The 26084-nt window shown below is 62.7% G+C and carries 23 protein-coding genes; 10 read left to right on the top strand and 13 right to left on the bottom strand.

Annotated elements, in window-relative coordinates; translation table 11 throughout:
• Positions 1-1281: an RluA family pseudouridine synthase gene (locus ABVV53_RS09055; protein WP_353984050.1), complete on the bottom strand. Its 1281-nt coding sequence runs from the start codon at positions 1279-1281 to the stop codon at positions 1-3.
• The gene (gene crcB / locus ABVV53_RS09060; protein ID WP_353984051.1) at positions 1278-1694 is read right to left on the bottom strand and encodes a fluoride efflux transporter CrcB; all 417 of its coding nucleotides are present in this window, start codon (positions 1692-1694) and stop codon (positions 1278-1280) included. The genes ABVV53_RS09055 and crcB overlap by 4 nt, the downstream gene beginning before the upstream one ends.
• Positions 1695-1935: 241 nt before the next feature.
• On the opposite strand from crcB, the gene rpsU reads away from it, so the two are divergent.
• The 5 genes from rpsU to gatB all read left to right on the top strand — a co-directional run bounded on the left by rpsU (position 1936) and on the right by gatB (position 6252).
• Positions 1936-2142 (top strand): 30S ribosomal protein S21, encoded by a 207-nt coding sequence (rpsU, locus tag ABVV53_RS09065; RefSeq protein ID WP_091145878.1) that lies wholly within the window; start codon positions 1936-1938, stop codon positions 2140-2142.
• 159 nt (positions 2143-2301) lie between these two features.
• Positions 2302-2844 (top strand): FKBP-type peptidyl-prolyl cis-trans isomerase, encoded by a 543-nt coding sequence (locus tag ABVV53_RS09070; protein WP_353984052.1) that lies wholly within the window; start codon positions 2302-2304, stop codon positions 2842-2844.
• Between the two features lie 107 nt (positions 2845-2951).
• On the top strand, positions 2952-3254 hold the full coding sequence (gatC, locus tag ABVV53_RS09075) for an Asp-tRNA(Asn)/Glu-tRNA(Gln) amidotransferase subunit GatC (protein ID WP_353984053.1): 303 nt from the start codon (positions 2952-2954) through the stop codon (positions 3252-3254).
• 2 nt (positions 3255-3256) lie between these two features.
• Complete coding sequence (gene gatA, locus ABVV53_RS09080) at positions 3257-4744, top strand: Asp-tRNA(Asn)/Glu-tRNA(Gln) amidotransferase subunit GatA (RefSeq protein WP_353984054.1); 1488 nt, start codon at positions 3257-3259, stop codon at positions 4742-4744.
• A gap of 5 nt (positions 4745-4749) precedes the next feature.
• Entirely contained in the window at positions 4750-6252 is a 1503-nt protein-coding gene (gatB, locus tag ABVV53_RS09085; protein WP_353984055.1) for an Asp-tRNA(Asn)/Glu-tRNA(Gln) amidotransferase subunit GatB, read from the top strand.
• A 105-nt stretch (positions 6253-6357) separates the two neighbouring features.
• On the opposite strand, the gene ABVV53_RS09090 is transcribed toward gatB, so the two are convergent.
• The 4 genes from ABVV53_RS09090 to ABVV53_RS09105 form a co-directional block, all read right to left on the bottom strand.
• Positions 6358-7029 (bottom strand): hypothetical protein, encoded by a 672-nt coding sequence (locus ABVV53_RS09090; RefSeq protein WP_353984056.1) that lies wholly within the window; start codon positions 7027-7029, stop codon positions 6358-6360.
• 188 nt (positions 7030-7217) lie between these two features.
• A complete protein-coding gene (locus ABVV53_RS09095) occupies positions 7218-7514 on the bottom strand; it encodes a hypothetical protein (RefSeq protein ID WP_353984057.1) in 297 nt (98 codons plus the stop codon).
• Positions 7511-10408 carry a M16 family metallopeptidase gene (locus ABVV53_RS09100; RefSeq protein ID WP_353984058.1) on the bottom strand — a complete coding sequence of 966 codons (2898 nt, stop codon included), beginning with the start codon at positions 10406-10408 and terminating at the stop codon, positions 7511-7513. Before ABVV53_RS09100 ends, ABVV53_RS09095 begins: the two co-directional genes overlap by 4 nt.
• A gap of 85 nt (positions 10409-10493) precedes the next feature.
• Positions 10494-10940: a nuclear transport factor 2 family protein gene (locus ABVV53_RS09105; protein WP_353984059.1), complete on the bottom strand. Its 447-nt coding sequence runs from the start codon at positions 10938-10940 to the stop codon at positions 10494-10496.
• A gap of 339 nt (positions 10941-11279) precedes the next feature.
• On the opposite strand from ABVV53_RS09105, the gene clpB reads away from it, so the two are divergent.
• Positions 11280-13871, top strand: a complete 2592-nt coding sequence (clpB, locus tag ABVV53_RS09110; protein ID WP_353984060.1) for an ATP-dependent chaperone ClpB — start codon at positions 11280-11282, stop codon at positions 13869-13871.
• A gap of 24 nt (positions 13872-13895) precedes the next feature.
• Here the strand turns inward: clpB and ABVV53_RS09115 are convergent, their stop codons facing one another.
• Positions 13896-14294 carry a hypothetical protein gene (locus ABVV53_RS09115; protein WP_353984061.1) on the bottom strand — a complete coding sequence of 133 codons (399 nt, stop codon included), beginning with the start codon at positions 14292-14294 and terminating at the stop codon, positions 13896-13898.
• Positions 14295-14310: 16 nt separating this feature from the next.
• Complete coding sequence (locus tag ABVV53_RS09120) at positions 14311-17250, bottom strand: TonB-dependent receptor plug domain-containing protein (protein ID WP_353984062.1); 2940 nt, start codon at positions 17248-17250, stop codon at positions 14311-14313.
• Between the two features lie 206 nt (positions 17251-17456).
• Between ABVV53_RS09120 and ABVV53_RS09125 the strand changes: the two genes are divergently transcribed.
• The 4 genes from ABVV53_RS09125 to mtnP all read left to right on the top strand — a co-directional run bounded on the left by ABVV53_RS09125 (position 17457) and on the right by mtnP (position 20431).
• On the top strand, positions 17457-17972 hold the full coding sequence (locus ABVV53_RS09125) for a hypothetical protein (protein WP_353984063.1): 516 nt from the start codon (positions 17457-17459) through the stop codon (positions 17970-17972).
• Positions 17973-18115: 143 nt separating this feature from the next.
• A complete protein-coding gene (locus tag ABVV53_RS09130; protein WP_353984064.1) occupies positions 18116-18901 on the top strand; it encodes an SDR family oxidoreductase in 786 nt (261 codons plus the stop codon).
• An 8-nt stretch (positions 18902-18909) separates the two neighbouring features.
• Positions 18910-19551: a TetR family transcriptional regulator gene (locus ABVV53_RS09135; protein ID WP_353984065.1), complete on the top strand. Its 642-nt coding sequence runs from the start codon at positions 18910-18912 to the stop codon at positions 19549-19551.
• On the top strand, positions 19541-20431 hold the full coding sequence (gene mtnP / locus ABVV53_RS09140; protein WP_353984066.1) for an S-methyl-5'-thioadenosine phosphorylase: 891 nt from the start codon (positions 19541-19543) through the stop codon (positions 20429-20431). Before ABVV53_RS09135 ends, mtnP begins: the two co-directional genes overlap by 11 nt.
• Positions 20432-20478: 47 nt before the next feature.
• Here the strand turns inward: mtnP and ABVV53_RS09145 are convergent, their stop codons facing one another.
• The 5 genes from ABVV53_RS09145 to ABVV53_RS09165 are packed head-to-tail and all read right to left on the bottom strand — an operon-like array spanning position 20479 to position 26082.
• Complete coding sequence (locus ABVV53_RS09145; protein ID WP_353984067.1) at positions 20479-21486, bottom strand: type II secretion system F family protein; 1008 nt, start codon at positions 21484-21486, stop codon at positions 20479-20481.
• Positions 21487-21502: 16 nt separating this feature from the next.
• Complete coding sequence (locus ABVV53_RS09150; RefSeq protein ID WP_353984068.1) at positions 21503-22474, bottom strand: type II secretion system F family protein; 972 nt, start codon at positions 22472-22474, stop codon at positions 21503-21505.
• Between the two features lie 57 nt (positions 22475-22531).
• On the bottom strand, positions 22532-23824 hold the full coding sequence (locus ABVV53_RS09155) for a pilus assembly protein CpaE (RefSeq protein WP_353984069.1): 1293 nt from the start codon (positions 23822-23824) through the stop codon (positions 22532-22534).
• 3 nt (positions 23825-23827) lie between these two features.
• Positions 23828-24484, bottom strand: coding sequence for a CpaD family pilus assembly protein (locus ABVV53_RS09160; RefSeq protein ID WP_353984070.1), 657 nt, complete (start codon positions 24482-24484; stop codon positions 23828-23830).
• Between the two features lie 11 nt (positions 24485-24495).
• A complete protein-coding gene (locus tag ABVV53_RS09165; RefSeq protein ID WP_353984071.1) occupies positions 24496-26082 on the bottom strand; it encodes a type II and III secretion system protein family protein in 1587 nt (528 codons plus the stop codon).
• Positions 26083-26084 lie beyond the last annotated feature (2 nt).

Here is a 26084-nt window from a genome sequence, read left to right on the forward strand (position 1 = left end):
TCAGCGCTTACCCCGCGGTGCGGCTGGCCCCCCAGTCGGCTTGCGAGGAGCAGGTTTGCCCACGGGCTTTGTTCCGGATTTCGCGCCTCTGGGTGCAGGCTTGCTGCCAGGCTTACCACCGAGCTTGCCACCCGGCTTAGCCGAAGTCTTCCCCGCCGGCCTGCCGGAGCGAGCCCCTGACCGGGATCCCGGTCCTGCTGGACCGTCGCCGCGTGACCGGCGCTCGCCACGCCGCTCCTTCCGCACTTGTTTTGCGTGCGCCTTGGCCAAGCGCTTCTTGTCTTCGCGGGTGTCCTGAGCGGGCGGTTCGGGCAATTCGGCCCCGTCTGCCTCGTTGAACCCAAGTTGCTCGAGGCCCATCGCGAAGTGCTCGGGCAGGGGCGCGGTGACGTCCAGCGGAGCGCCATCGGGGTGGTCGATGATCAGGCGCCGCGCATGCAAGTGCATCTTGCGGCTAATTGAGCCGGACAGAAAGGCTTCCTGCCCGCCGTACTTGCCGTCACCCACAATCGGGTGGCCGATAGCGGCCATGTGCACGCGCAACTGGTGCGTGCGGCCCGTGAGCGGGTGGAGTTCGACCCAAGCCGCTCGATTGCCGGCGCGATCCAGCACGCGATAGCGCGTGCGCGCGGACTGGCCAGCGGCCTCGTCCACATGCATCTTCTCGCCGCCAGTGCCGGGCTGCTTTGCTATGGGTAGTTCGATTATGCCGTCGTCGATTGAAGGCACGCCGACGACGAGTGCCCAGTAAATCTTACGCGCGGAACGGCCGGAGAAGCGCTTGGAGAAGAATGCAGCGCTGCCTGGGGTGCGGGCTATCAGCAGAACGCCCGAGGTGTCTTTGTCGAGCCGATGGACCAGACGCGGACGCGGTCCCTCCAGTGCAAAGGCGTCGAGCAGCCCGTCCACGTGTTTCGTGGTTCCGCTGCCGCCCTGCGTTGCGAGACCCGGCGGCTTGTTGAGGACGATAGCTGCGCGATCCTGAGTAAGAACCATGCTGTCTGCGAGTTCCAGCTCTTCTTCGCTGAGCTCGCGGCTTGGCCGCAGGGCAGAACCGCCGGGCTTCGCCTCACCGCCCGGTGGTACGCGCAGGAGTTGCCCCGCCTCAAGCCGATCGGCGACATCGGCGCGCTTGCCGTTGACCCGGATCTGGCCGGTGCGGGCCCAGCGCGATACGGTGGCAAAACCGATTTGCGGAAGGTGGCGCTTGAACCAGCGGTCGAGGCGTACTCCGTCGTCGTCAGTGCCGACCGTAAATTGGCGGACGTTGTCGCTGCTCATGCCGCGCTCCTCATCAGCAGTAGTCCTAGCCAGAGGCCCAGCATCCCCGCCGCCATAGAGACGGCCCCGTAAAATGCGGCCAGACCCGGCGCGCCGCGTTGAAATAACAAAATAACCTCGAGGCTGAAGGACGAAAAAGTGGTGAACCCCCCAAGCAGGCCGACAGCCAGCAGGAGCCGCGTCGCTTCACTTTGCCCAGCGAAGCGCGCTAGCCAGCCGACAAGCAGCCCCATCGCGACGCTTCCGGCAATGTTGACTGTAAGTGTGGCAAAGGGGAACGCACTGGCTCTTGCGGGTCCCGCAGCGGCTACCCAGGCGCGGCCTACGACAAAGCGCAACCATGAGCCTATACCACCCCCGAGCGCGACGAGCAGCGAGGCATTGAGAAACGATAGCTGAGGCGGTAACGGCATGGCCGCGCCCATAGACCGGCTCTCCCGCCAAGCCAAATCATTCCACCTCCCCAGTTGTTTGAAGCGTCGGTGAAGCGGCCTTTCGACTTGCCAAGCAGGGGCACCTCTGGTAGCGGCGCGCCGTTGCCGTGGGATCCGTTTGGGTCTGCGCGGCGTTCGCTATTTATGGTTTTGCAGGTTGCCCCGTCGAAAGGTGGTGCGGGGCGGCCTCGTTTCGTATTTTTTTGAGGTGTGTCGGTTTATGCAGATTCTCGTTCGCGACAACAATGTCGATCAGGCTCTTCGTGCGCTTAAGAAGAAGCTCCAGCGCGAGGGCGTGTACCGCGAGATGAAGCTGCGTCGCCACTACGAGAAGCCCTCCGAGAAGCGTGCTCGCGAAAAGGCGGCTGCTGTTCGTCGCGCGCGGAAGCTTGAGCGTAAGCGGCTTGAGCGCGACGGCGCAAAGTAGGGCGATTTCCGCCGCTTTTTGAGCGGCTGAGCCAGAGCAGCTGACCGCAACACCGGCGCGGTTAGTTGCTTGAACGCTTGGCCTGCTTGAGCCATGAGGGCGCGGTATGATCCGCGCCCTTCGCGTATCTGTACCGGACTTGCTGACGAGGCCCACGACATGACCGAGATCACCCGCGTTCCGCTTCAGCCGATATCCAAGGGTTCCTTGACGAAGCTTTGGCTCGGCGTCGCCGCAGCTGCGCTTCTGGGCGCCGGCGTTGCCTGGGCCGCTTTGCCCGAATCGGTGGATGTCGTGACGATCACCGAAGGCACCGGCGAATCGCCCACGCGCGACGATGTGGCGCTGCTGAACTACAGGGGCACGCTGCCCAACGGTCAGGTCTTCGACGAAGGTCAGCAGGCAGTGCTGCCGCTGGCTGAAGTGGTGCCGGGCTTCACCAAGGCGCTTGAGCAGATGCAGCGCGGCGGCAAGTACAAGGTGCATATCCCCTCTGAACTTGCCTATGGTGAAGAGGGTGCAGGACCGATCCCGGGGAACACCGACCTGAACTTCGAGATCGAGCTTCTCGACTTCAAGAGCCGCGAAGAGATCGAGCAACAGCAGCGCATCATGCAGCAATTGCAGCAGATGCAAATGGGTGGCGCAGGCATGCCGGGCGCCGGAGTGCCAATCGCGCCGCCGCCAGCCCCGGCTCCCTGATGCTGGCGCGCCTTGGCGGCGCTTGAACCCTGTGTTGTCGGGTGCTAGCTGCCCGCCTTCAGCTTATCGCCCGCAGTAGCGGGCCCGTTCGGACGTGAGGACCAGCCATGTCGGTCGATACCGCAACCGTGGCGAAGATCGCCTCCCTTGCCCGTCTCAAGCTGGGCGAGGGTGAGCTTGAGGCCATGGTGCCTGAGCTGAATGGCATTCTCGCCTGGGTAGAACAGCTCGGCGAAGTCGACGTCACCGGCGTCGAGCCGATGACCGCCGTCATCCCCAACCAGTTGCGCCTGCGCGAGGACGCGATAGACGCCGATCCGCTCACCGGCGGCAACATCCGCGAGAAGGTTCTCGCCAATGCGCCTGCGGCCGAGCACGGCTTCTTCGGCGTACCCAAGGTGATCGAGTGACCATGACCGACCTGACCGACCTTGGCGTTGCCGCTATCCGCGACGGTGTCTCCGGGGGTGCCTTCACCGCAGTGGAAGTGGCCGAAGCATTCAACGCCAATGTGGCCGCCGCACAGGAGGCGTTGAACGCCTTTATCGTCGCCACCCCGGACAAGGCGATTGAAGCCGCGCAAGCGGTGGACGCAAAGCGCGCCAAGGGCGAGCCGCTGGGCAAGATGGGCGGCGTGCCGATCGGCATGAAGGACCTGTTCGCCACCAGCGGCGTGCAGACCACTGCCGCAAGCCACATGCTGGAAGGGTTCGTTCCAGAATATGAGAGCACGGTTAGTGCCCGGCTCTGGGACGCCGGGGCGGGCATGCTCGGCAAGCTTAACCTCGACCAGTTCGCCATGGGGTCCTCCAACGAGACGAGCTACTTCGGCAACGTCGTATCGCCTTGGCGCCGCAACGACGGTGGCGACGCGGCGCTGGCGCCTGGGGGCAGCTCCGGCGGCTCCTCTGCGGCCGTTTCGGCGCGGCTTTGCCCCGCTGCGACCGGCACCGACACAGGCGGTTCCATTCGCCAGCCCGCCGCCTTTACTGGCATCACCGGCATCAAGCCGACGTACGGGCGTTGCTCGCGCTGGGGCGTCGTCGCATTCGCCAGCTCGCTCGATCAGGCTGGTCCGATGGCACGTGACGTCACGGATTGTGCGATCATGCTGGAAGCCATGGCCGGGTTCGATCCCAAGGATTCAACCAGCCTCGACATGCCCGTGCCCGAGTGGGAGCGGGGGCTCGACTGCAACTTGGCAGGCAAGAAGGTGGGCATCCCGCGCGAGTATCGCATGGACGGGATGGATGCAGACGTCACCAAGTCCTGGGATGATGGTGTCGCTTGGCTGAAAGACGCTGGTGCGCAGATTGTCGACATCTCGCTGCCACATACGAAGTACGCTTTGCCGACATATTATATTATCGCTCCGGCAGAGGCGTCCTCCAACCTGGCGCGCTATGACGGTGTTCGTTACGGCCTGCGGGACCTGCCGGAAGGCTCCGGTCTGCAGGACATGTACGCAGCCACGCGCGCAGCGGGCTTCGGAGACGAGGTTAAGCGCCGCATCCTGATCGGCACTTACGTACTCTCGGCGGGCTACTACGACGCGTACTACACCCAGGCACAGAAAGTGCGCACGCTCATCAGCCGCGATTTCGCACAGGCATTCGAGACATGCGACGTGATCCTCGCCCCAACGGCACCGTCCGCTGCCTTCGCTCTGGGCGAGAATGTCGACGATCCGCTGTCGATGTACCTGAACGACGTCTTCTCTGTACCCGCGTCGTTGGCTGGGCTGCCGGCCATGTCGGTCCCGGCCGGGCTCAACCGTGATGGGCTGCCGCTTGGTCTGCAGATCATCGGCCGCCCCTTCGACGAACAAGGCGTGCTCAATACAGGGCTTGCAATCGAACAGCGTGCGGGCTTCACGGCCCGCCCGGCGAAGTGGTGGTGACGAGCATGACCATGAGCACATACCGCATCCAAGGCGCCACGGGTGAATGGGAGGTCGTGATCGGCCTTGAGGTCCACGCCCAGGTCACGTCGCAGTCCAAGCTGTTCTCCGGGGCCGCCACCGCCTTTGGCGCAGAGCCGAACGCACAGGTGAGCCTGGTGGACGCAGCGATGCCGGGCATGCTGCCGGTGCTGAACAAGGAGTGCATCCGTCAGGCAGTGCGCACCGGGATGGCCATCGATGCGCAGATCAACAAGTGGAGCCGGTTCGACCGGAAGAACTACTTCTACGCCGATCTGCCGCAGGGTTATCAGATCAGCCAGCTGTATCATCCGCTGGTGGGCGAGGGCTCGCTGATGATCGACGCCGACGAGAAGGCCGGCATCTCCGAGCCCAAGACCATCGGCATCGAGCGCATCCACGTGGAGCAGGACGCGGGCAAGTTGATGCACGATCAGCACCCCACGATGTCCTACATCGATCTCAATCGCTCTGGCGTGGCGCTGATGGAGATCGTCAGCCGTCCTGACATGCGCTCGCCCGCCGAGGCCGGAGCTTACGTGCGCAAGCTGCGCGCGATCCTGCGCTACGTCGGCTCGTGCGATGGCAACATGGAAGAAGGTTCGATGCGCGCGGACGTGAACGTCTCCGTGCGCAAGCCGGGCGAGGAGTTCGGCACCCGCACGGAGACGAAGAACGTCAACTCCGTGCGCTTCGTGATGGCCACGATCGAGTTCGAAGCGAATCGCCAAATCGACGTTCTCGAGAGCGGCGGCACGATCGTGCAGGAAACGCGGCTGTTCGATCCGAGCACCGGCACCACGCGGTCGATGCGGTCCAAGGAAGACGCGCATGACTATCGCTACTTCCCCGACCCCGACCTGCTGCCCTTGGTGCTGGACGATGCCTTCCTTGAGGATTGCCGCAACTCACTGCCCGAGCTGCCCGACGCCAAGCGCGCGCGCTACGAGAATGAGCTAGGCCTGTCGGCTTACAACGCCTCTGTGCTGACCGCTGAGGTGGAGACCGCCCGCTGGTTCGAGTTGCTGCTGGGCGAGACGGCAACGGCACAGGGCAAGCAGCCCGCCGAAGTCGCGAAGCAGGCGGCGAACTGGCTGATCTCCGAACTGTTCGGCGCCCTCAACAAGCTCGGCAAGAACTTGGAGGATTCGTCCGTCAGTCCTTCCGCGGGCGCCGAATTGCTGGCTCTCGTCGGAAAGGGCACGATCTCGGGCTCCATCGCCAAGCAGGTGCTGGAAAAGATGCTTGAGACGGGCGACAGCGCGGGCGTGATCGTCGAGCGCGAGGGGCTCAAGCAGGAGTCAGACACAGGGGCGATTGAAGCCACTGTCGACAAGGTCCTGACCGACAACGCGGACAAGGTCGAGCAGTATCGCGGCGGCAAGGAGGCCTTGTTCGGCTTCTTCGTCGGCCAGACCATGAAGGCGATGCAGGGGAAGGCCAATCCGCAAGTCGTGAACGAGATCCTCAAGACCAAGCTGGGCTGACGTTCCGGCTCGGCTCAGGTGAGTCGCGCAAGGTCATTTCGCTGCGCGGTATAGAGGCGCGGGGAGACAGAGCCGTTGGTTCCGTCTCCCCGCGCCTGTTGTCGTTCAGAAGCCGTAGCGGAGCGAGAACTGGAGGATGGGGAAGGTGTCGTACTTCTTGACGTCGTCTTCGATGCTCTGTTCCTCGCGGGCCAGGGCGTCCTGGAAAACGGGGTTGGAAGCCAGCGGGCCTGATGCCGCGAGATTGCGGATGCGCGGCGATCCCTGGAACAGCACGCCGGCGTCGATACCGAACTTGAGCCCCTTGGTCAGTCCACCGCCGTATCCCACAGTGAGAGTGGGCACGAACTCGTCGACATTGACGGTGCCAGTGAGGAGGCCGACGTCGGCAGCCGTGTAGGGCGTGCCGCCGACACGGAGCACCTCAGCCGGATCGGGTGTGGCGGTGAGTTCAACCTTGTTGTCATTGACGCGTAAGCCGCCCGAGAGGCGAAAGCCGTTCTTAAAGGGATGGAGGTCGACCATGGCGCCAATGGAAGAAAGCTTCAGATCGCCGTTGTACGTGATGTCATCGCTATCGACGGAGTGACTGATGCCGAAGAACGTCGCGTTGGCACGAAGCGCGAGGAGGGGGGAAACCCGGACTGCCACCTCGGGACCAATGCCCAAGGTGCCGCCGGTGACGCCGGCGCTCACGACGGATGTCTGCTCCTGCGCAAGGGCGGGCGTGGCGGTAATTACGGCCAGGACGGTGGCGGCGGCGTGAATCGGTTTCATAGGGCCTCTTGCTCGGCGAAAGTTGCGCGTCGCCTGTCCAAGTACCGGGCGGCCGCGATCGTAGCGGCGGATAGCGAGCAGGGCCAATAAATGGTTAATATGGAACTACTTGGCAAGCACCGTCTTTAGTGAGCGGCCTGCGGGGAGAGTGGTCGATACTCTCCCCTCGCTACGCTCCGGACGCCTCGTCAGGCGCGTGTGCCGGTCAAGGGCATGGTGCCGAAGAAGCCGGCCTTCACGCCGCCGGACATGGTGTCACCCTCCACGTCGGCGTGGCAGTTCAGATCGAGCGGCATTGGCTTCGTGGTTTTCATGTCCCAGCTCAGCCGATTGCCGTCGATTTTGCCGTGGATCGGCATGGAACCGGGATCGCCGCTGACATTTCCGCTGAAACCTCCCATTCCATCCGGGACGACAGTGATCTGGGCGGCTTGGTCGCCGATCGGTGTCTTGATCCGGATGTCCCAGGTTCCTGCAGCACTCATTCTTCGCTTCCTTCTGCGCCGCCGTCGCCCAGAGCGGGAGCCTCGCGGTATTCCACGGGCAGGCCCAGCCCTTTCAGCTGGGGCTCGATCACCTTGCGGTCTCCCACCACAACGATCGTGAGGCCATCTGGTCTCAGGTATTCGCGCGCAGCTTGTTCGATAGCGGGAGCACCGAGGGTGCGGTATGTGGTCGCAAGCTTCTCGTAGTAGTCGTCCGGCCGGTCGAGACGCTCGTTCGTTTCGATGGCCTGAAGCACGCTCCCATTAGTCTGAAACGAATTCGGCATCGCGCGAATGGCGCCTTCGGTCACGCGTTGAAGCTCGACCGGAGTAACCGGCGCCATGCCGGGGAACGTTTTCATGTTCTCGACGATCGCCTGGAGCGAGGCGCCGGTCTTGTCGCTTTGTACTGGAGCCCTCACGAGTAGGCTGCGCGGACCCACAGGGCGGGAGACGGCGCTATAGACGCCATAGCTCCAGCCCTTGTCCTCGCGCAGATCGCCGTTGAGCCGTGAGAGGAAGCTGCCGCCCAACACGTCGTTCGCGAGGTTGAGCGGTTCAGTGCCCACGGTCTTACCCGTGATCGGCAGGACGCGTCCTCCGACAATGAACGACTGGGGGGAGTTCGGCCGATCCAGCACCACCACGCGCGATCGCGGCGCTGGCAGGGGCGCATCAAGCGCCTTTCGAGGAGCGGGTGTGGCGGGTGGTTCCCAGCCGGCGAAGGCCTCCTCCAGCAGGGGCACCAGCTGCTCCATCGTGATGTCGCCAACAACTGTGATACGCGCAAGATCCGGCCGCAGCCACTTCTCGTGAGCCGCGCGCAAGTCCGCCGGGTCGAGGCTCGCGAGTGCTTCCGCGTTACCTAGGCCGTCAGAGGGCTGGCCGTAAGGGTGTGATCCAAAGAGCAGGTTGTCGAGCGTGCGCTGCGCAAGGCTGCCGGGAGAGGCGTTCGCCTGCTGCAACGCGGTAAGCTGTTGACGCTGTACGCGCTCAACGTCGTCGGGCCTGAAAGCGGGTCTCAGGACGACATCTGCCAGCAGGGCGAGGGAAGGCGCGAGGTTTGGCGTGAGCGCCGACATCGTCACTGCGCTGCGATCGATATTGCCGCTGGTGTTGATCGCCGCGCCCAGACGCTCCTGCTCCTCGGCGATACGCGTCGCGTCACGCGTGGTGGTGCCTTCCTCGAGCGCCGCTAGCATGAGAGCCTGAGTGCCGGGCTTATCCAGCGTATCAGCGGCGAAGCCTGCGTCGAAGGAGAGTGAAAAGGCCACCTTCGGGATCGCCGTGCGTCGGGCGAGCGCCACAGGGATGCCATTCGACAAAGTTGCATGTTCGACTTCGGGGAAGTCCAGATCGGCGATCGGCGCTACCGGGGGAGGCGTGCGCTGGGGTGCGGGGGCAACGTTCGTGGCGGACTGCTCGGGAACGGCGGGAGCGGTTTGCTGGCTGTCCTCGTCTCCCCAGCCGCCCATCGTTTCACCGGATTCGGTCCGCTCTCCCGGCACCACGTCGAGTGCGAAGACGGGGCGCGTCAGCCAGCGCTGGAGTGCCGCCTGCACGTCAGCAGGCTTCAGCGCGGCCATGCGTGCAAGGTCTTCCTTGTACTTCGCGGGATTGCCCGAATAGAGTTCGCCCTCCGCCAGCGTCGCGCCCTTGCCGGACATACCGCCAACGACTTCGAGGCCGCCGATCGCCGCACTGATCGTGCGCGTGACGGCGCGGCGCACTTCATCCTCAGTCGGCCCCTCGGCGATCAATCGGGCTATGACCTGGTCGAAAGCTGCTTCGGCCTCCTTACGGTCGACGCCAGGCTTCACGTCAAGCATCGCCTGGAGGAAACTGACTTGTTCGAAGGTCTGCGCGTTCGCACTGACGGCGACAGCCAGTTCCTTGCCACGGACAAGAGCGTTGTCGAGCCGCGAGCTGGCAAGTCCGCCGAGAATGCTCATGCCGATGTCGAGCGCGACGGCATCGGGGTGATTGAGGCCGGGGCCGCTCCAGTTGCGAGTGAGGCGTGCGACCGGCACTCGGTCGGTCATCTCGCGCGACTGAGAGCTTGCGAGCGTAACCGGGCCAGCCTGCACCGGAGGCACTTCGGGGCCGCGCGGAATGCTGCCGAACCATTTTTCGATCAGTGGCCGCGCCGTTGCCGCGTCGATGTCTCCGCTTAGGGAAAGCACGACATTGTTTGGCCCGTAATGATCGGTGAACCACTTGCGCACGTCGGAGAGCGTTGCAGCCTCAAGGTCCGCCATCGAGCCGATTGTCTCATGGCGGTAAGGGTGCCCTACCGGAAACAAGCCTTCGCCGATTGCGTATCCCATCAGGCCATAGGGCTGGTTGTCGCCTTGGCGCTTTTCGTTTTGAACGACACCGCGCTGCTTATCGAGCTTGTCCTGAGTAACCGCCGGCAGGAGATGCCCCATGCGGTCGCTCTCCAGAAACAGCGCGAGATCGACTGCGCCTATCGGCACTGTCTCGACATAGTTGGTGCGATCGTACCAGGTCGACCCGTTGGTCGGGGTGGAGCCAGCGGCTTCCAGGGGGACGTCGAAGCTGGGCGCGTTGGCCGAGCCGCCGAAGAACAAGTGCTCGTACAGGTGCGCAAAGCCGGTTTTTCCGCGCGGTTCGTGCTTAGAGCCGACTCGATAATACGTCGTGACACCCACCACCGGAGCCTTGCGGTCGGTATGGACGATCACCGTCAGGCCATTCTCGAGCGTGAACTTCTCGTAAGGGATGTTCACCGCGCCCACCAATTCCTGCGGGGAAGCGGCGGCCGGCATCTCTGTGCCGGATTGCGGGGCCGGGCGTGCTTGCTGGAGGTGCGGCTGGGCGGCGCAGGCGGCGAGCGCCAGCGTCAGGGCGATAGAAACGAGCGGCTTGTTCATGTGCCGCGGTTCTGAGGTCCCGAACCTTGCTGCCAGATGAACGAGGCGCAGCGGCATGTTCGCCGCGCCCCGGTTTCGCGTGGCTTCAGCGGCGGAAGATCTGTCCGCTGTCGAACAGCGAGATGCGCCATTCGCCGGAGGCGTCGCGGGTGCATTCCATCTTCACGTCAGCAACGGCAAGCGGGTCGCAGTAGCCGTCGAAGGGCGGTGTTCCGGCCTTCGCGAAGAAGACCAGCAGATAGCCGACTTTTGCATGATCTGAGCCGGTGAACGAAACGCGCAAGCTGGTGATGATGTGGCGCATCACCGGAGCATTGTCGCCCAGCTGCTCCTTGCGGCCTTGATAGAACTGGCCGACGGCCTCCTTGCCCTCGCGCCATTCGCCGCCGACGAAGTAGCGAACGTCATCTGCAAGAACGCCGGAGTCGAGGATCTTCAAGCCGTTGTTGATGTCGAGCTCGTCGCCCCACTCGTAGATCACCTGCTTAACCGCCAGAACGTCTGCCGCCTGCTCGGGAGTGAATTTCGCCACTGTCTTCCTTATCCTCTGTGATTGGTCTCGCAGGGGCGGACGCTAGGCCCTCGCCGATCTCTCGCCAAGCGCTAACCGACAGTGCTGTCGATTAGCGCTGAGGCTTGTTCCGCACGGAGGGAGGGTGCCTCCTCGCAGATGATCGAGCCGATTGCCACTTTCCCACGCTGGCAAAAGCGGGTGTACCTTACCATGTGTTGAATGAGCCTCGTGTGAATTTGCCGCCGATCAATGTCAGCGGGAGAGAAAGCGCAGAAGAAAAGGACAAGCACGAGTTGAGGGCATTGTGTTGCAATAATGCAACACTACATAGTCGGGAACAGGAGGAAGCATCCCACCATGAATCTCGAAAAGTTCACCGACCGCGCCAAAGGGTTTTTGCAGGCGGCGCAGACGACCGCCATCCGCCTCAACCATCAGCGCATCACTCCAGAGCACATCCTCAAGGTGCTGCTCGATGACAACGAAGGTATGGCCGCGGGTCTCATCCAGCGCGCCGACGGTAATCCCCGCCTTGCCCTTGATGGCGTGAACACAGCGTTGGAGAAGATTCCAGCCGTCAGCGGCTCCGGTGCACAGAATACGCCGGGGCTCGACAATGACTCGGTCCGCCTCCTTGACCAGGCCGAGCAGCTCGCTGCCAAGTCGCAGGACGCTTATGTCACTGTCGAACGTATACTGCTGGCGCTGACGCTCGCGCAGACCACAGCAGCCGGCAAGGCACTGGCAGCGGCGAACCTCACCGCACCTGCCCTGGAGGCAGCGATCACCCAACTTCGTGGCGGTCGCACCGCTGACAACGCCTCCGCCGAGAACGCCTACGACGCGATGAAGAAGTATGCTCGCGATCTCACCGAGGCCGCGCGTACAGGCAAGCTTGACCCGGTGATCGGCCGCGACGAGGAAATCCGCCGCACCGTGCAGATCCTCGCGCGCCGCACCAAGAACAACCCTGTGCTCATCGGCGACCCCGGCGTTGGCAAGACTGCCATTGCCGAAGGTCTGGCGCTGCGCATCGCCAATGGCGATGTGCCCGACAGCCTCAAGGACCGCACGCTGATGGCGCTCGACATGGGCAGCCTGATCGCGGGCGCAAAGTACCGCGGCGAGTTCGAGGAGCGGCTGAAAGCCGTGCTCGATGAGGTGAAGGGCGCAGAAGGCCAGATCATCCTCTTCATCGACGAGATGCATACGCTGATCGGGGCTGGCGCTTCGGAAGGTTCAATGGACGCAGGCAACCTGCTCAAGCCCGCTCTTGCGCGTGGCGAGCTGCACTGCATCGGCGCGACCACGCTCGACGAGTACCAAAAGTACGTCGAGAAGGACGCGGCCCTGCAGCGCCGCTTCCAGCCGGTCTTCGTCGGAGAGCCGACTGTGGAGGATACTGTCTCGATCCTGCGCGGGCTCAAGGAAAAGTACGAGCTGCACCATGGCGTGCGCATCACCGACGGTGCGCTGGTCGCGGCGGCGACGCTCTCGAACCGCTACATCACCAATCGCTTCCTCCCGGACAAGGCGATCGACCTGATGGACGAAGCCGCCAGCCGCATCCGCATGGAAGTGGAGAGCAAGCCTGAGGAAATCGAGAAGCTGGATCGCCGTATCATCCAGCTCAAGATCGAGGAGATGGCGCTTTCCAAGGAGACCGACACCTCCTCGCAGGACCGCCTGGCGAACTTGCGCGACGAGCTGGCGAACCTGCAGCAGCAGTCCAGCGAGCTGACGACCCGCTGGCAGAATGAGCGCGACAAGATCGCGGCCGAGGGAAAGCTGAAGGAGCAGCTCGATGCTGCCCGGCTGGAGCTCGAGCAGGCGCAGCGCCAGGGCGATCTCGCCAAGGCGGGCGAGCTCTCCTACGGCACGATCCCCGCGCTGGAGAGAAAGCTGGCAGAAGCGCAGGCTCAGGCTGGCAATGCGATGCTGCGCGAGGAAGTGACCGAGGACGACATCGCTGGCGTCGTCAGCCGCTGGACCGGCGTGCCTGTCGACAAAATGCTGGAAGGCGAGCGTGAGAAGCTCCTCAAGATGGAAGAGGTGATCGGTGCGCGTGTCATCGGGCAGCAGCAGGCCGTGGCCGCTGTCTCCAGGGCAGTGCGGCGTGCGCGTGCCGGCTTGCAGGATCCGAACCGGCCTTTAGGCTCGTTCCTGTTCCTCGGCCCAACGGGCGTCGGCAAGACGGAGCTGACCAAGGCCTTGGCATCGTTCCTGTTCGACGACGATAACGCGATGGTGCGCATCGACATGAGCGAATTCATGGAGAAGCATGCCGTTGCTCGTCTGATTGGCGCGCCTCCGGGATATGTTGGCTACGAAGAAGGCGGTGTTCTGACTGAAGCGGTACGGCGCCGGCCCTATCAGGTCGTGTTGTTCGACGAGGTCGAAAAGGCGCATCCGGACGTCTTCAACGTACTGCTGCAAGTGCTCGACGACGGTCGCCTGACGGATGGACAGGGCAGGGTGGTGGATTTTACCAACACACTGATCATCCTGACCAGCAATCTCGGCAGCCAGTATCTTGCCAACCTCGATGAGGGGCAGGACGTCTCGACTGTGGAGCCGCAAGTGATGGAGGTCGTGCGCGGACACTTCCGGCCCGAGTTCTTGAACCGGCTGGACGAAGTGATCCTCTTCCATCGTCTGGGGCAGAGCGAGATGGGGCCGATTGTAGAAATCCAGGTGGGTCGGGTGCAGAAGCTGCTCAAGGACCGCAAGATCGTGCTCGATCTGACCGACGCCGCCAAGCGGTGGCTGGGACGCGTGGGCTACGATCCGGTTTATGGCGCGCGCCCTCTCAAGCGCGCGGTCCAGCGGCATCTGCAAGACCCCCTGGCGGAGAAGCTCCTCGCGGGCGAAATTCCGGATGCCACCACAGTGCACATCGACGAAGGCGATGGGGCGCTGGAGATTTCCCTGCGCGGAGAAGACACTTGATCCGAGGGTGAGGACCGCCGCCGGTTAGCCGCCGTTGGGGGTGGTCCAAGCCGGTTGCATGTCGCGCGTCAACTGCTGGCTCTGACGCGCGACATCATCCCATTCTGCTTTGGTCATGCAGACTTTGCGCCGCGAAATGTGAGAGCCCGTCTCGCGAATGCGGCGGCAGACCTTTTCTTCCGCCTGTGCCGCTTCCTTCGTTTGTTCAGATACAGGTTGCGCTGCGGCTTTGGTATTGAGTCCAGCGGCTTGCGCTGAGGCAGCAAGCAAAATGGCGGCGAATATCGACAGCATGAGAGTTCCCCGTTCATGGGCGTCATCAATGCCCAGGAAGATGTCAGTGCAGGTCGCAGGAATCAAGTTCTTGTGTTCATCAAAGAAAAAGGCGGCGGATCGTGTGATCCGCCGCCCTATTTTATTCATTCCGATCCTAAAGTGATCAGAAAGTGACGCGTCCGCTAACTGCAAAGCGACGGCCTAGAGCGTCGTAGGTCGACGGATAGACGTTGCCGCTGTTGTACGCCGTCGAACCGATGTTCGCGCCAACCACCTTTGGCTGGTTGTCGAGCAGGTTCAACACGGAGAACGTCAAGTCGAAGTTCTCCGTCACGCCGAAGCGCGTGGTCAGGTCGAAGTAGTGCTCTGCACCGATTGTGCGGAACCTCTCAAGCGGACCGGCAGTCTCATCACCATCAGCAGCAGCGATGTCGTCAGCAAGAGCCAGCGGCTCGTACTTCACGCCGTCGATGTAGCGCCACAGCAGCGAAACGTCTGCCGCACCAAACGACAGGGTCGTGCGCTGATTGAAGCTGAACTCCGGCTGGATCGATTCGCAGTTGACGCTGTAGAAGCCAACGCACTCACGATTCACCGAGGTCGGCGTCGCCTGGAACTTGTTGCGGTTGGTCCAGTTGCCGTTGAACGACAGAGCGAGACCGGCGAAGCCAAGATCGCGGCGATAGTTCAAGACCACATCGATACCGTCGGTCATGAGACGGCCCAGGTTCGAGTACGGCAGCGGAAGACCAGAGGCAGTGCCGTTCAGGCTTCCATCAACCGGATCACGACCGATCCCGGCGCAAGCGGCCGAGGTGGCCGGCTGCAGAGGGGTAAAGCAGGCGCTGAGGGCGTCACCGATCGTCGGCGTGGTGATCGCGTCCTTGATGGTGATGTTGTAGTAGTCGATGCTTGCGCTGAAGCCGGAGAAGAAGGTCGGCTGGATCACCGCACCGATCGTCCACGTGGTGGCGCGCTCAACATCCAGGTCGGCGTTGCCGCCAATTGTGGTGTTGATCTGACCCGCCGATGGCGTGGGGATGTTGCCGAGCAGGGCATTGGCTTGAGCCTGCGTTGCGCCACCGGCAACGATCTGCGCTGCACAGACGGTCCCCAGAGGAGTCCCCGGCTGCACGCCTGGCCCTTGGCAAGGGTCAACCGTGAGGTTGTTTAGGTCCCTCACGTTGGGCTGGAACAGCTCGAAGATGTTGGGTGCGCGAGTAGCCTTCTGATAGTTGCCGCGGATCTTCAGGGCAGAGGTCGGTTCCCAAGAACCGCCGGCTTTCCAAGTCCAATTGGTTCCCGCAGTCGAATAGTGCGACACGCGTCCACCAGCTTCCAGCGTCAGGCTGTTAAAGAAGGGACGATCCTCAATCAGCGGCGCGATCAATTCGACGAAGCCTTCGTAGACGTCGTATCCACCGCTGACGTCGGGCGAAGCGCGACCGTTGCCCAGGACTTCGTCAGGGCGCTGGGTCAACTCGTCAGAGATCACTTGTGCCTGGTACTTGCGGTACTCGGTACCGAGAGCGAAGGACACCGGGGTCTCGGCGCCAGGGCTGGCGAATCCGACATCGCCGCTGATAACACCGCGGGCTTGAGCGAGGCTCGTCTTCGTGATGGTACCGTTGGTCACGCCAAGCAAGAAGCCCAGCTGATCGGGAGTGATGCTGCCGGCGGGGCCGAACAGGTTCAGCGGTACGCAGCCGTTGCTGTCATCGAGGCAGGTTTCGGTGTTGGTGGCGAGAGTGGCCTGACGCACGCGGGTCAGCGTACCGTTGCCGCTCTGGCGCTGCGAGTTCTCGCTCTCACCGTACGAACCAGAAATGTCGAACTGGATACCGTCGGTGATGTCGCCGCGCAGGCCAGCCTGGTAGTCGAACAACTGGGTCGTGTAGGTCGAGAGACGCGGTCCGGCTTCGACGAAGCGACGGAATGCGTTGGTCTGGAACGTGCGGTAAGCCGGGTTCGTGGGGTCGGTAGCTGCGGCCGCTGCAGCACAGTCCGCCGCAGAGATGCTCTGCGCGGCGCAAATCTGGTTGCGGGCTGCGGTGGGCAGATACGGGTTGGAGAACGGAACCGTGACCGTGTTACCGAACGTACCCGAAGAGGCGATCACCGTCTGCACCGTGTTCTTCGAGAACAAGCCGCGGGTGTAGACTTCAACGCCATCAGCCAGCTCGTACCAGGCCGAGCCGAACATGTTGAAACGTTCAAATGGGGTCTGAAAGATGTTCTGGGGATTGAAGTTGAACTGCGCGTAAGTAGGAATCAGAGCGCCCGTTGCGGGATCGATCTGCTGGTTGTCGCCCAGGCCCAGGCCGGTGAAACGCGAAGGCACCGTCGTGCCCGAACCGCCTGCAAGACCTGTGTAAGAACTGATATTCTCGACCGAGTAATCGCGCGCGCCCTGAAGTACGGGGTCAGCTTCCTGATAGCCGACGCTGAATACGGCGTTGCCGCGGCCATCGTCGAAGTTGGCGCCCACCGTCACGTCGATGCGGAAGACGTTACCGTCACCGCGCTCAGTGATCTGGTTGCTGGCAGTCGCTTCCAGCCCCGAGAAATCGCGCTTGGTGATGAAGTTGATGACGCCCGAGACCGCATCCGCACCGTAGGTCGTCGATGCGCCGCCCGTCAGAATGTCCGTACGCTCAATCAGAGCGATGGGAATGTTGTTGAGGTCAACGATGCCGTCCAGGTCGGCCGGCGCAATGCGCGTGCCGTCGAGCAGCACGAGATTGCGATTTGCGCCAAGGCCGCGAAGGTTGACGTAGGAAGCGCCGCCGTTGCCGTTGTTCACTGCGGAGCCGAGGCTGGGCACGACGCCAGGCAGTTCGCGCAGGAACTGTTCGGCCAGGTTGGTCTGGCGCAACTGCAGTTCTTCGGAAGTCACCGAAGTGACGGGCGATGTCGCGACGAGGTTCGGGTTGCGGATCAGGGTGCCGGTAACGACGATGGCGTCGGCAGGCGTGGCAGCATCTTGTGCTACGACACCTTCCTGCGGCGCCACTTGCGCCAGTGCCGGAGCGGCAAACAGCATCGCTGCGGCAGAGCCGCCCAGCATCAGGCCGGCTCTGGCGAGCTTGGTTTCTGACTTCATTTCGTGTGTCCCCTTCAATGCTCGACCGCCTACAAGCGCTTCCTCGTGCGACGGCAATGGCCAAGGGGTATCGCATTCCCGTGCCCTGTAAACGCACTTGACGCAAAAGTGCCAAAATATGATGCCGCAGTGTGGCAAAGAAAACACAGCTGGTGTGTTCATCCGGATTGTGCGAACGAAGCCCATCGAATTTTTAAGAGGTTCACATGCGCACCAAGGCTGCCTTCCTGATCTTCGCGCTGTGGGCCCAGGGTGCTGTCGCACAAGAGAGCCAGCCGGCTGCTGGCGCACAGCGAGTGGGGCAGTTGGTGCAATGCAGGGGCGTTGCTGATCGCGACGCTCGCCTTGAGTGCTACGACCGTGAAGTCGCCGGGCTGGCGGCGGCGATCGACAGTCGTGAGGTCGTTGTGGTTGATCGCGAAGTGGTACGCGAGACACGCAGGAGCTTGTTCGGCTTCGCAACTCCGGCTCGGGGGCTGCTTGCCGAGACGCCCGCGGATGAGATCACGCAATTGACCACATCGTTAACAGCGGTACGTCCATATGGAGCGGGTCGATACCGGCTGGCGCTCAAGGACGCAGGGGTCTGGGAAACGCTTGAGGCGCAAAGTACGCTGTTCCCGAAAGTAGGTGACGCAGTGGAACTGAAGCGCGGTCTTCTGGGGAGCTACATAGCGACTGTCGGGAGATCGCGCGCCGTTCGGGTGAAGCGGGTCGACTGAGCCGCATACCCGATCCTGGATGCTGGCAAGCGGGGCCGTGGGACAACGATCATTGACCCTGCGGAGTTGCCGATTTAACCGCATACTTAAATCGGGCTGAGGTGTCTGGGTTTCAGATGTCTCCGTAGACAAAGGGTATGTCGATGGAACTGAGTGGCAATGTTTCCGCAGTTGTAACGGGCGCAGCATCGGGCCTTGGCGCTGCAACCGCCAGAGCGCTGGCCTCAAAAGGCGTGAAAGTCGCCATCTTCGACCTGAACGCGGAGCTGGGTGAGGCTGTTGCGGCGGAAATTGGCGGCGTGTTCTGCGAGGTCAACGTGACCGATGATGCCAGCGTGGACGCAGGCTTTGCCAAAGCGCGTGCGGCGCATGGTCAGGAGCGGGTGCTGGTAAATTGCGCGGGGATCGCTCCGGCCGCCAAGACCGTCGGCAAGAACCGTGAGACCGGGCAGCCCAAGGCGCACGATCTCGGCCTGTTCGAGAAGGCCATCGCGATCAACCTTGTCGGCACCTTCCGCTGCATCGCCAAGGCTGCCGCAGGGATGGTCACGCTCGATCCGCTCGACGAGGCCGGCGCGCGTGGCGCTATCGTCAACACGGCCTCTGTTGCTGCACAGGACGGGCAGATCGGGCAGGCGGCGTATGCGGCTTCAAAGGGCGGTGTGCTGGCGATGACACTTCCCGTCGCACGCGATCTGATGAACGACGGTATCCGCGTGAACACGATTCTGCCGGGCATCTTTGAGACGCCGATGATGGCCAGCATGCCTCAGCAGGTACAGGATTCGCTGGCCGCTATGGTCCCGTTTCCCAAGCGCCTCGGCAAGGCTGAGGAGTACGCCAAGCTCGCTCTCTTCATGCTCGAGCATGATTATCTCAATGGCGAGTCCGTACGTCTCGACGGCGCCATTCGCTTGGGTCCGAAGTAAGCACCGCGATGAGTGAGCGCAGCGTTCCGGGGGTGGGGCTCGCCGTGCCTCCCGGCGCGCGAGACCATCTGCTCGACACCGCCGGCGCCATCATGCGCGATGGCGACATCGTCGACATTTCGCTGTCGGAACTGTCGCTGCGCTCGGGCCTGAACTCGGCACTGGTGAAGTACTACTTCGGCAACAAGGCCGGATTGCTGAAGGCGCTGCTCGATCGGGACTGGCAGGCGATCGTCCGCAGCGTCGATGCGCTTGTGGCCAAGGACGACATGGAGCCCGAGGCAAAGCTGCGGCGACACATCTCGAAGGTAATCGATACCTTCTATGCAGTGCCGTATCTCAATCGTCTGACCATGCGGATGGTCCGCGAAAGCGATGATGCAGAAGCGCGGCGTATTGCCGACTGCTACCTTTCTCCGATCTATCGTGCTTACGAGCACCTGATAGGCGAAGGCGTGCGAGCGGGGGTGTTCCGCAGCATCGATCCGCAGCTTTTCTACTTCACGGTCACAGGCGCCGTGGACCGCTTTTTCTCGACCCGGCTGGTGATGAAGTACTGCTTCAATCAGGACACCCTGACCGAAGAACTGCGTGACCGCTACCGCGAACACACCATCGACATCATCATGGCAGGCATCCTTGCGCGCTGAAAAACCCGAACGCTGGCACATCGGGGTCATCGGAGGCTCGGGTCTTGCCGGTGGAATCGCTCTGGATGAGGCGCAGGAGATTTCGGTCTCAAGCCCGTTCGGCGCTCCGTCGGGGCCAGTGGTCACGGGGCATCTGGAGGGAGTTCGCTTCACGTTCATCGCGCGGCATGGCGCCGGGCATGCCATCCCGCCGTCGAGCGTCAACTATCGGGCCAACGTCGATGTTTTGAAGCGGTGCGGCGTGACGGACGTGCTTGCGCTTTCCGCAGTGGGATCGCTGCGTGAAGCAATGGCGCCGGGTGAGTTCGTTGCTGTGGACCAATTCATCGATCGCACGGCCGGACGCCAGGGAAGCTTCTTCGGGCCGGGGCTCGTCGCGCATGTCAGCCTTGCCGACCCTGTTTGCCCCCGGCTGTCCGGGCAGGTCAGCCGGGCAGTTCAGGAGGCTGATGCGCGGGTTCACGAGGGTGGCTGTTACGTTGCCATCGATGGTCCTCAGTTCTCAACGCGGGCCGAAAGCCGGCTGTATCGCGCTTGGGATTGCGATGTGATCGGCATGACTGCCATGCCTGAGGCGCGGCTCGCGCGGGAGGCGGAACTTCCTTATGCATTGCTGGCGATGGTGACCGATTACGACTCCTGGCGCGAAGGTGAGGAGGGCGTCGACGCAGAGCAGGTGCGCCACGTGATGCACGCCAATGTGGATCGGGCGCGAGAGGCGGTGCGCAGGCTTGCCGCGATGCTGCCACCGACCCGCGAGCCGAGCCCGATCGACTTCGCGCTGGATGGTGCTGTCTTTACCGCGCCTTCGGCGCGTAACGATGCGCTCGTGGCGCGCCTCGATGCAGTGGCATGCCGCCTGTTCGGGGAGCGCGACTGAGGAGGGCGGCTGCCGCTAAAGCAGACTGGTGCGCCTCAGGCGTTGCCTCAGTTCGCGGCAGGGCCGCTGGTGAAGGCATCGGTGATCGCACAGGCCGCAGGGCCGAGAATGACGATGAACAGCACCGGCAGGATGAACAGGATCAGCGGCACCGTCATGATCGCCGGCAAGCGCGCCGCCTTTTCCTCGGCGCGCATCATCCGCTCGTTGCGGAACTCGGCGGAGAGCACGCGCAGTGCCGAAGCGAGCGGTGTGCCATAGCGCTCCGTCTGGATCATGGTGGTGACGACGCCGCGTACAGAGTCCAGGTTCACGCGGTAAGCCAGGTTCTCGAACGCGGAACGACGGTCGGTAAGGAAGGCCAGCTCGATCGAAGTAAGAGAGAACTCGTCGCCAAGTTCGGGGTAGGCGCGGCCAAGCTCTCGTGCCACGCGCTCGAAGGCAGCATCGACGGTCAAGCCTGCCTCAGCGCAGATCACGAGCAAATCGAGCGCGTCGGGCAGCCCTTTGCGGACAGCGTCGGTGCGCTTGGTGATCATGTTCTGCAGGAAGATATCCGGTCCCTTGTAGCCCAGACCCACTGCGGCCGCGAAAGCGAAGAAACGCTTCATGCTGCTCCACTCCGGAAAGTAGTCCACCCAGTACACCAGGGCACCCGCTGTCCCGCCAAGCAAAATCGGCATTACGAGGCGGGCGAAGATGACGGCGACTGCGTACTCCTTCTTGCGCACGCCCGCTTGAGCCAACTTCTGCTGGACGGCCTTGACCTGGCTGTCCTGCAGCATCTGGAACGAGGCCATCAGCTGCGTGAGCTTGTCGGTCGCTTGGTTGCGCCGGATAAGGCTCTGGCGTTTGCGGGGGGTTACAGCGATACCGGCCTTGAGCTCCTCGCGGCGAGCATTCAGCGCCTTCACTCGCTTTGACATGGGATCGCGTACTGTGATGGCGGCGTAGATCGCCAGCACCACCGAGGCTGCGGCAAGTGCGATCAGCAGCGTGCCGACGAAGACGACGTCGAAGCCGAGCAGAGTTGGTCCAGCGGTTTCGTTCAACATGATGCCGTCTTCCCGCTCAGATCTCGAAGCTGACCATCTTGGCCATGATAAAGGCGCCGATGCTCATCCATATCATGCCGCCCATTCCCGCCACGATCAGACGATCGTCCTCAAAGAATTTGCCGATGTAGCTCGAGTTCACCCAGTAGATCAGGCCGAAGACGATGAAGGGCAGCGATCCGACGATGTAAGCCGAGGCTTTTGATTCCGAACTCATCGCGCGTATCTTGAGCTTCATCTGCGCTCGCTTGCGCAGCACGTCGGAGAGGTTCGCAAGGGTTTCCGCCAAGTTGCCGCCGGTCTCGCGCTGAATCGCCAGGGTGATGCAGAAGAAGCTGAATTCAGGCAGGTTCAGGCGGTCGGCGGTATCCTGCAGCGAATCCTCCATGGTCTTGCCGATCTTGATCCGCTCAGTAATCAGCTTGAACTCCTGCCCCACAGCGCCGGGGATTTCGCTGGCAACGATCCCAAGCGTTTCCGTCACCGGCAGGCCCGAGCGCAAGCCACGGACCAGCAAGTCGATGGCGTCCGCAAACTTCCCGATGAACTCGTTGGTCCGCCGCTTGATGAGGTGGTTGACCACGATGTGGGGAATGCCGGCTCCAGCGAGGACGCCAACCACAAGCGCCAGCAACGGTGCTCCTGACTTCAGCAGGACGAAGGCTGCGACCGCACCGAAAATGGCGAAAGACGCGAGAAAGTACTGCTGCAACGTCCAGTCCTTGCCGGTGCGATGCAAGCGGAGCGCCAAGGCTTCGATGCGTGAGGTAGAGCCGGCAATCTGGTGCACCCTCGGCCGCCGCGCCGCGACGGCCTTGCGCATTTGCGCCTCGACCTTGTCCACCGCACTTTCGGAGTGACGATAGCGCACCTGGCTTAGTCGCCGAGCGGATTCCTTCGCCGGCGAAGGACCAGCCAGCGCCAGCCACACTACTCCAAGCGAAGCTGTAAGGCCGGCAGCGAAAAGCAGGATCTGGAAAATGTTCATAGCCTCGTCCTGCTTTTCGAACTGCTCATTGCGCGCGGCGACTTGGGCGCGGGCGGCTTAGCGTCCTGCCTTTTCTTTTCCGTTGGCGGGTGCCTTGCTTTTTTTCGTCAGCATCGTCTTGAAGTCGAACTTGCTCAGCAGCGCCCTCTTGCCTGCGCCCGCATCGATTTCGCCTGCTTCGCTGGTCCCCACAACGAGTTGTGCAAGCTCGCGCAGCCCAGCGCTTGCCTTGCTCGTGCGGTTCGCCTCGGCAAACGTCTGTCCCAGCTTTGCGGCGTGGCTCGCGGCCTTGACGTCGTACGGGATCGACAAGTTGATCTTGCGCTCGATCGAAGCTTCGAAGTCCGCCTTGCTGATTTCCGAAAAGGTTGGCTGCACTTTGTTTGCAGCGACGATGATCTTCGCATGCGACGCATTGGCTTTCAACCACGAGAGAAGCCGGATGGTGTCGCGCGCAGACGCCAGCGTCATCTCGGCGACTAGAACGATGACGTTCAAGTCGGCCAGCAACTGCGGGAAGTTGACCAGCATGTTGCGGGGCAAGTCGACCACCGTCATCTCGAATGCTTGGCGGAACTCTTCTTCAAGTTGCAGAAAGGCGCCGCCATCAGTCAGAATAGGCATGTTGATAGGCGCTTCAGCCGAAAGGATTGCCAAGTTGTCGTTCGCGCGGATCATCGCTCGTTCGATGAAGAGGCCATCGATGCGGCTAGGGTTGTCGATCGCGTCAGTCAGGCCGCGACCCGGCTCCAGATCGAGGCTGAGCGCGCCGGTGCCGAAGTGGAGGTCAAGATCGAGCAATGCAGTGGGAAGCTTCTCATCAGAGCTGAACAGCCATGCCAGCGAGGTGGCGACTGTCGATGCACCCACACCACCGCGGGTGCCGATCACCGCCGTCGAGATGTGGCGCTTGCTCGCGGCTGCGTCCCCTGCCTTCGGTGCGGCAAATGTGGCCTGCGCCTGCGCAAGCGCATCGCGCAAGGCAGCCGGCGAAAGAGGCTTGAGCAGATAGTCGTGAATGCCGCTGGCCACCAGATCGCGGTAAAGGCGGACATCGTTGACCTGTCCCACCGCTACCACGACGGTGCCGGGCTCGCACACTTCAGCCAATCCGTTGATGTCATTCAAGGGATCTCCGCTCTCGGATAGATCCACAAGCAGGATGTTCGGGCTTGCCGAAATGGAAAGCGACTGGACGGCGTTGCGAAGCCCGCCTTTGTTGCATTTCTCGGGCGCCCAGCCGAGTTCGATCGCGATCGGGCGCAGCACGTCGAGCGAGCCGTCGTCGCACATGTAGGCCGCGAAAGGATCGCGGTTGCCAAGACTTCCGGTTTTCCAAGGTGCGTTCATGGCTCAGTTCCCCTGCGTAGAGCTCTGCTTGAGGCTGCCAGCGCCGCTTGGCTGTTGCTTGCGATAGCTGCTGATCGCCTTGTTTGAGCTCATCACGACCGTAGCGCTCGGTGAGCCGTCGCCCCTGAGCAAGTGCTCGGGATTAGCGATCATGGCCGCCATATTGCTGTTTGTGGCACAGCCATAATTGCGGGAGAGCGCATTTTGCGGATTCGCATCCGAGTGGGCGGACCAGTCCGGGCAGCCGTGGACAATCGCTTTGCTGCGAGTGATAACGACCCGGATCGTGCCGGCCTCGACATAGCCTGCAAGGGTGGGAACCTCGTCGTCGATGGTCATGCCGTGGCGCGACGCGGTGGCTGCGATGGCTCCGCGTGTTGCGGAGTTCTGCATGGGATCGACAACCGAGATGCGATCTCCGTAACGCAGGTTCAGCGCCTCGAACCAGCCGGCCAGGCGCTGCTGCTCTGCCAAGGAGAGCCCCTCGCTGCCTGTCGTCAGGTCGAGGGTGTAGTTCACCTTCTCCAGCACGGGCTGATGCACCGATTCCATCGACCGGTTCGTGGGGACGCCTGCGCAGCCGGCCAGAGTCACGCCGAGCGCAAGAGAAAGTGCCAGGCGAGTGGCCCGCCCGGCCTGAGTGAGGATGCCGTGCTTCATCATCGTTTTCCTCAGAAGGTGGTGGCAAAGCCAGGCGCGGCGGAAGCGGCGTCGGCGGAGCGTTTGCTCGACTTCATGGCCTTGCGCGAGGCGGGGACCAAATCGGCTGCGCCGACGCCGGAAGCCGTTGTAGCATTTGGCGCTGCTTGTGGTCGTCCCTGGGCAGCTCCGGACCGAATGTCCGTTTCCATGTTGCCCAGAATGCGCTGCAAATCATCGGGCGCGCGGAAGCCATCGGTTGGCAGTACGACCTGGCTCGCATCCATCGGGTTGACCAAGTAAGGGGTCACCACGATGACCAGCTCGGTCTCGCCACGGCGGTAGCTCGTTGAACGGAACAGCGAGCCCAGGATTGGAAGATCGCCTGCTCCTGGCAGCTTCTGGATCGTGTTCTGCGAACTGTTGCTCAGCAGCCCCGCGATCATGAAGCTCTGACCCGAGCCCAACTCTACCGTGGTCTCTGTGCGTCGAATGCTGAGCCCAGGGACGTTGAAGCCGCCGAAGCTGATCGAGCCTTGGCTCGTCAGCTCCGACACTTCGGGCCGAACTCGCAGCGAAATGCGTCCATTGGACAGAACAGTGGGGGTATAGCTGAGACTGACGCCGTACTTCTTGAACTCGATTGTGGTTGCGCCGAGACCCTGCGCAAGCGGGATCGGGTACTCGCCGCCCGCGAGGAAGTCCGCGGTCTCACCCGAGAGCGCCGTGAGGTTCGGCTGCGCCAGCGTGGTTACGAGGCCGACGGTTTCGCCTGCATCGAGGGCTCCAAGTATGTTGAGGCCCAGCAAGCGGCCCATGCCAGCTATGGTGGTTGTGCCTTCTGCACGGGTCACGCTCGTGCCCGGGAATGTACCGATCACCGCGCCGGTGACGGGATTTCGTACCACGTTTGCAACTTCGTCGGTGCCAATGCCGAGCGGACCGCGCGGATCCCCGTTCATCCTCGTGGCTGGCGTGCGGCCTTGTCCAAGCCCGAACTTGAAGCCCCCAGTGCCATCCATGGTTGTGATGTTCGAATTGAGCTGCTTCACCAGCGAGCGGCTCACTTCAGCGAAGCGCACCTGCAAGTTCACTTGCAAAGGCGTCGCTGTGCGAAGCCGGCTGATCACATTCGCATTTTCGCCGACATAAGCCTGCACCAGGCGCTCTGCCTCGGCGGCATCTTCCGGCGATTTGACCGTGCCTGTGAGCAAGAATGTGCTCGAACCCATCGTCGACACGCCGATCTGTGCGTCCGGCATTGCGAGCCGCAGCATTTCATCGACGCTGCCGAGATTGGAGCCGACGCGCACGGTGGCGGACCAGATGACTTCGCCCTTTGCGTTGTTGGCATAGACGGTGGCTACTCCGCCGCTTTTGCCGAAGACATAGAACCGGCGCTGCGACTTGACCTGCACGTCCGCGACCGCCTCGTTGGAGACAAACACGTCGGTCATGGGGCCAGGCGTGCTGACGAGTTGGCCTGAGCCGATCGACAAGCTGATGTCTTGCGTTGGCGGGATCACAGACTGGGCGAGCGCCGGAGCCGCCGGCAGAAAGGTCGCAGGCAAGGCCGCGCAAGCCGCAAGCAGCCCTGTCCGGATGTCACGGAACATCATGG

The organism is Novosphingobium kalidii (genome assembly GCF_040534015.1).
Lineage (GTDB): Bacteria > Pseudomonadota > Alphaproteobacteria > Sphingomonadales > Sphingomonadaceae > Novosphingobium > Novosphingobium kalidii.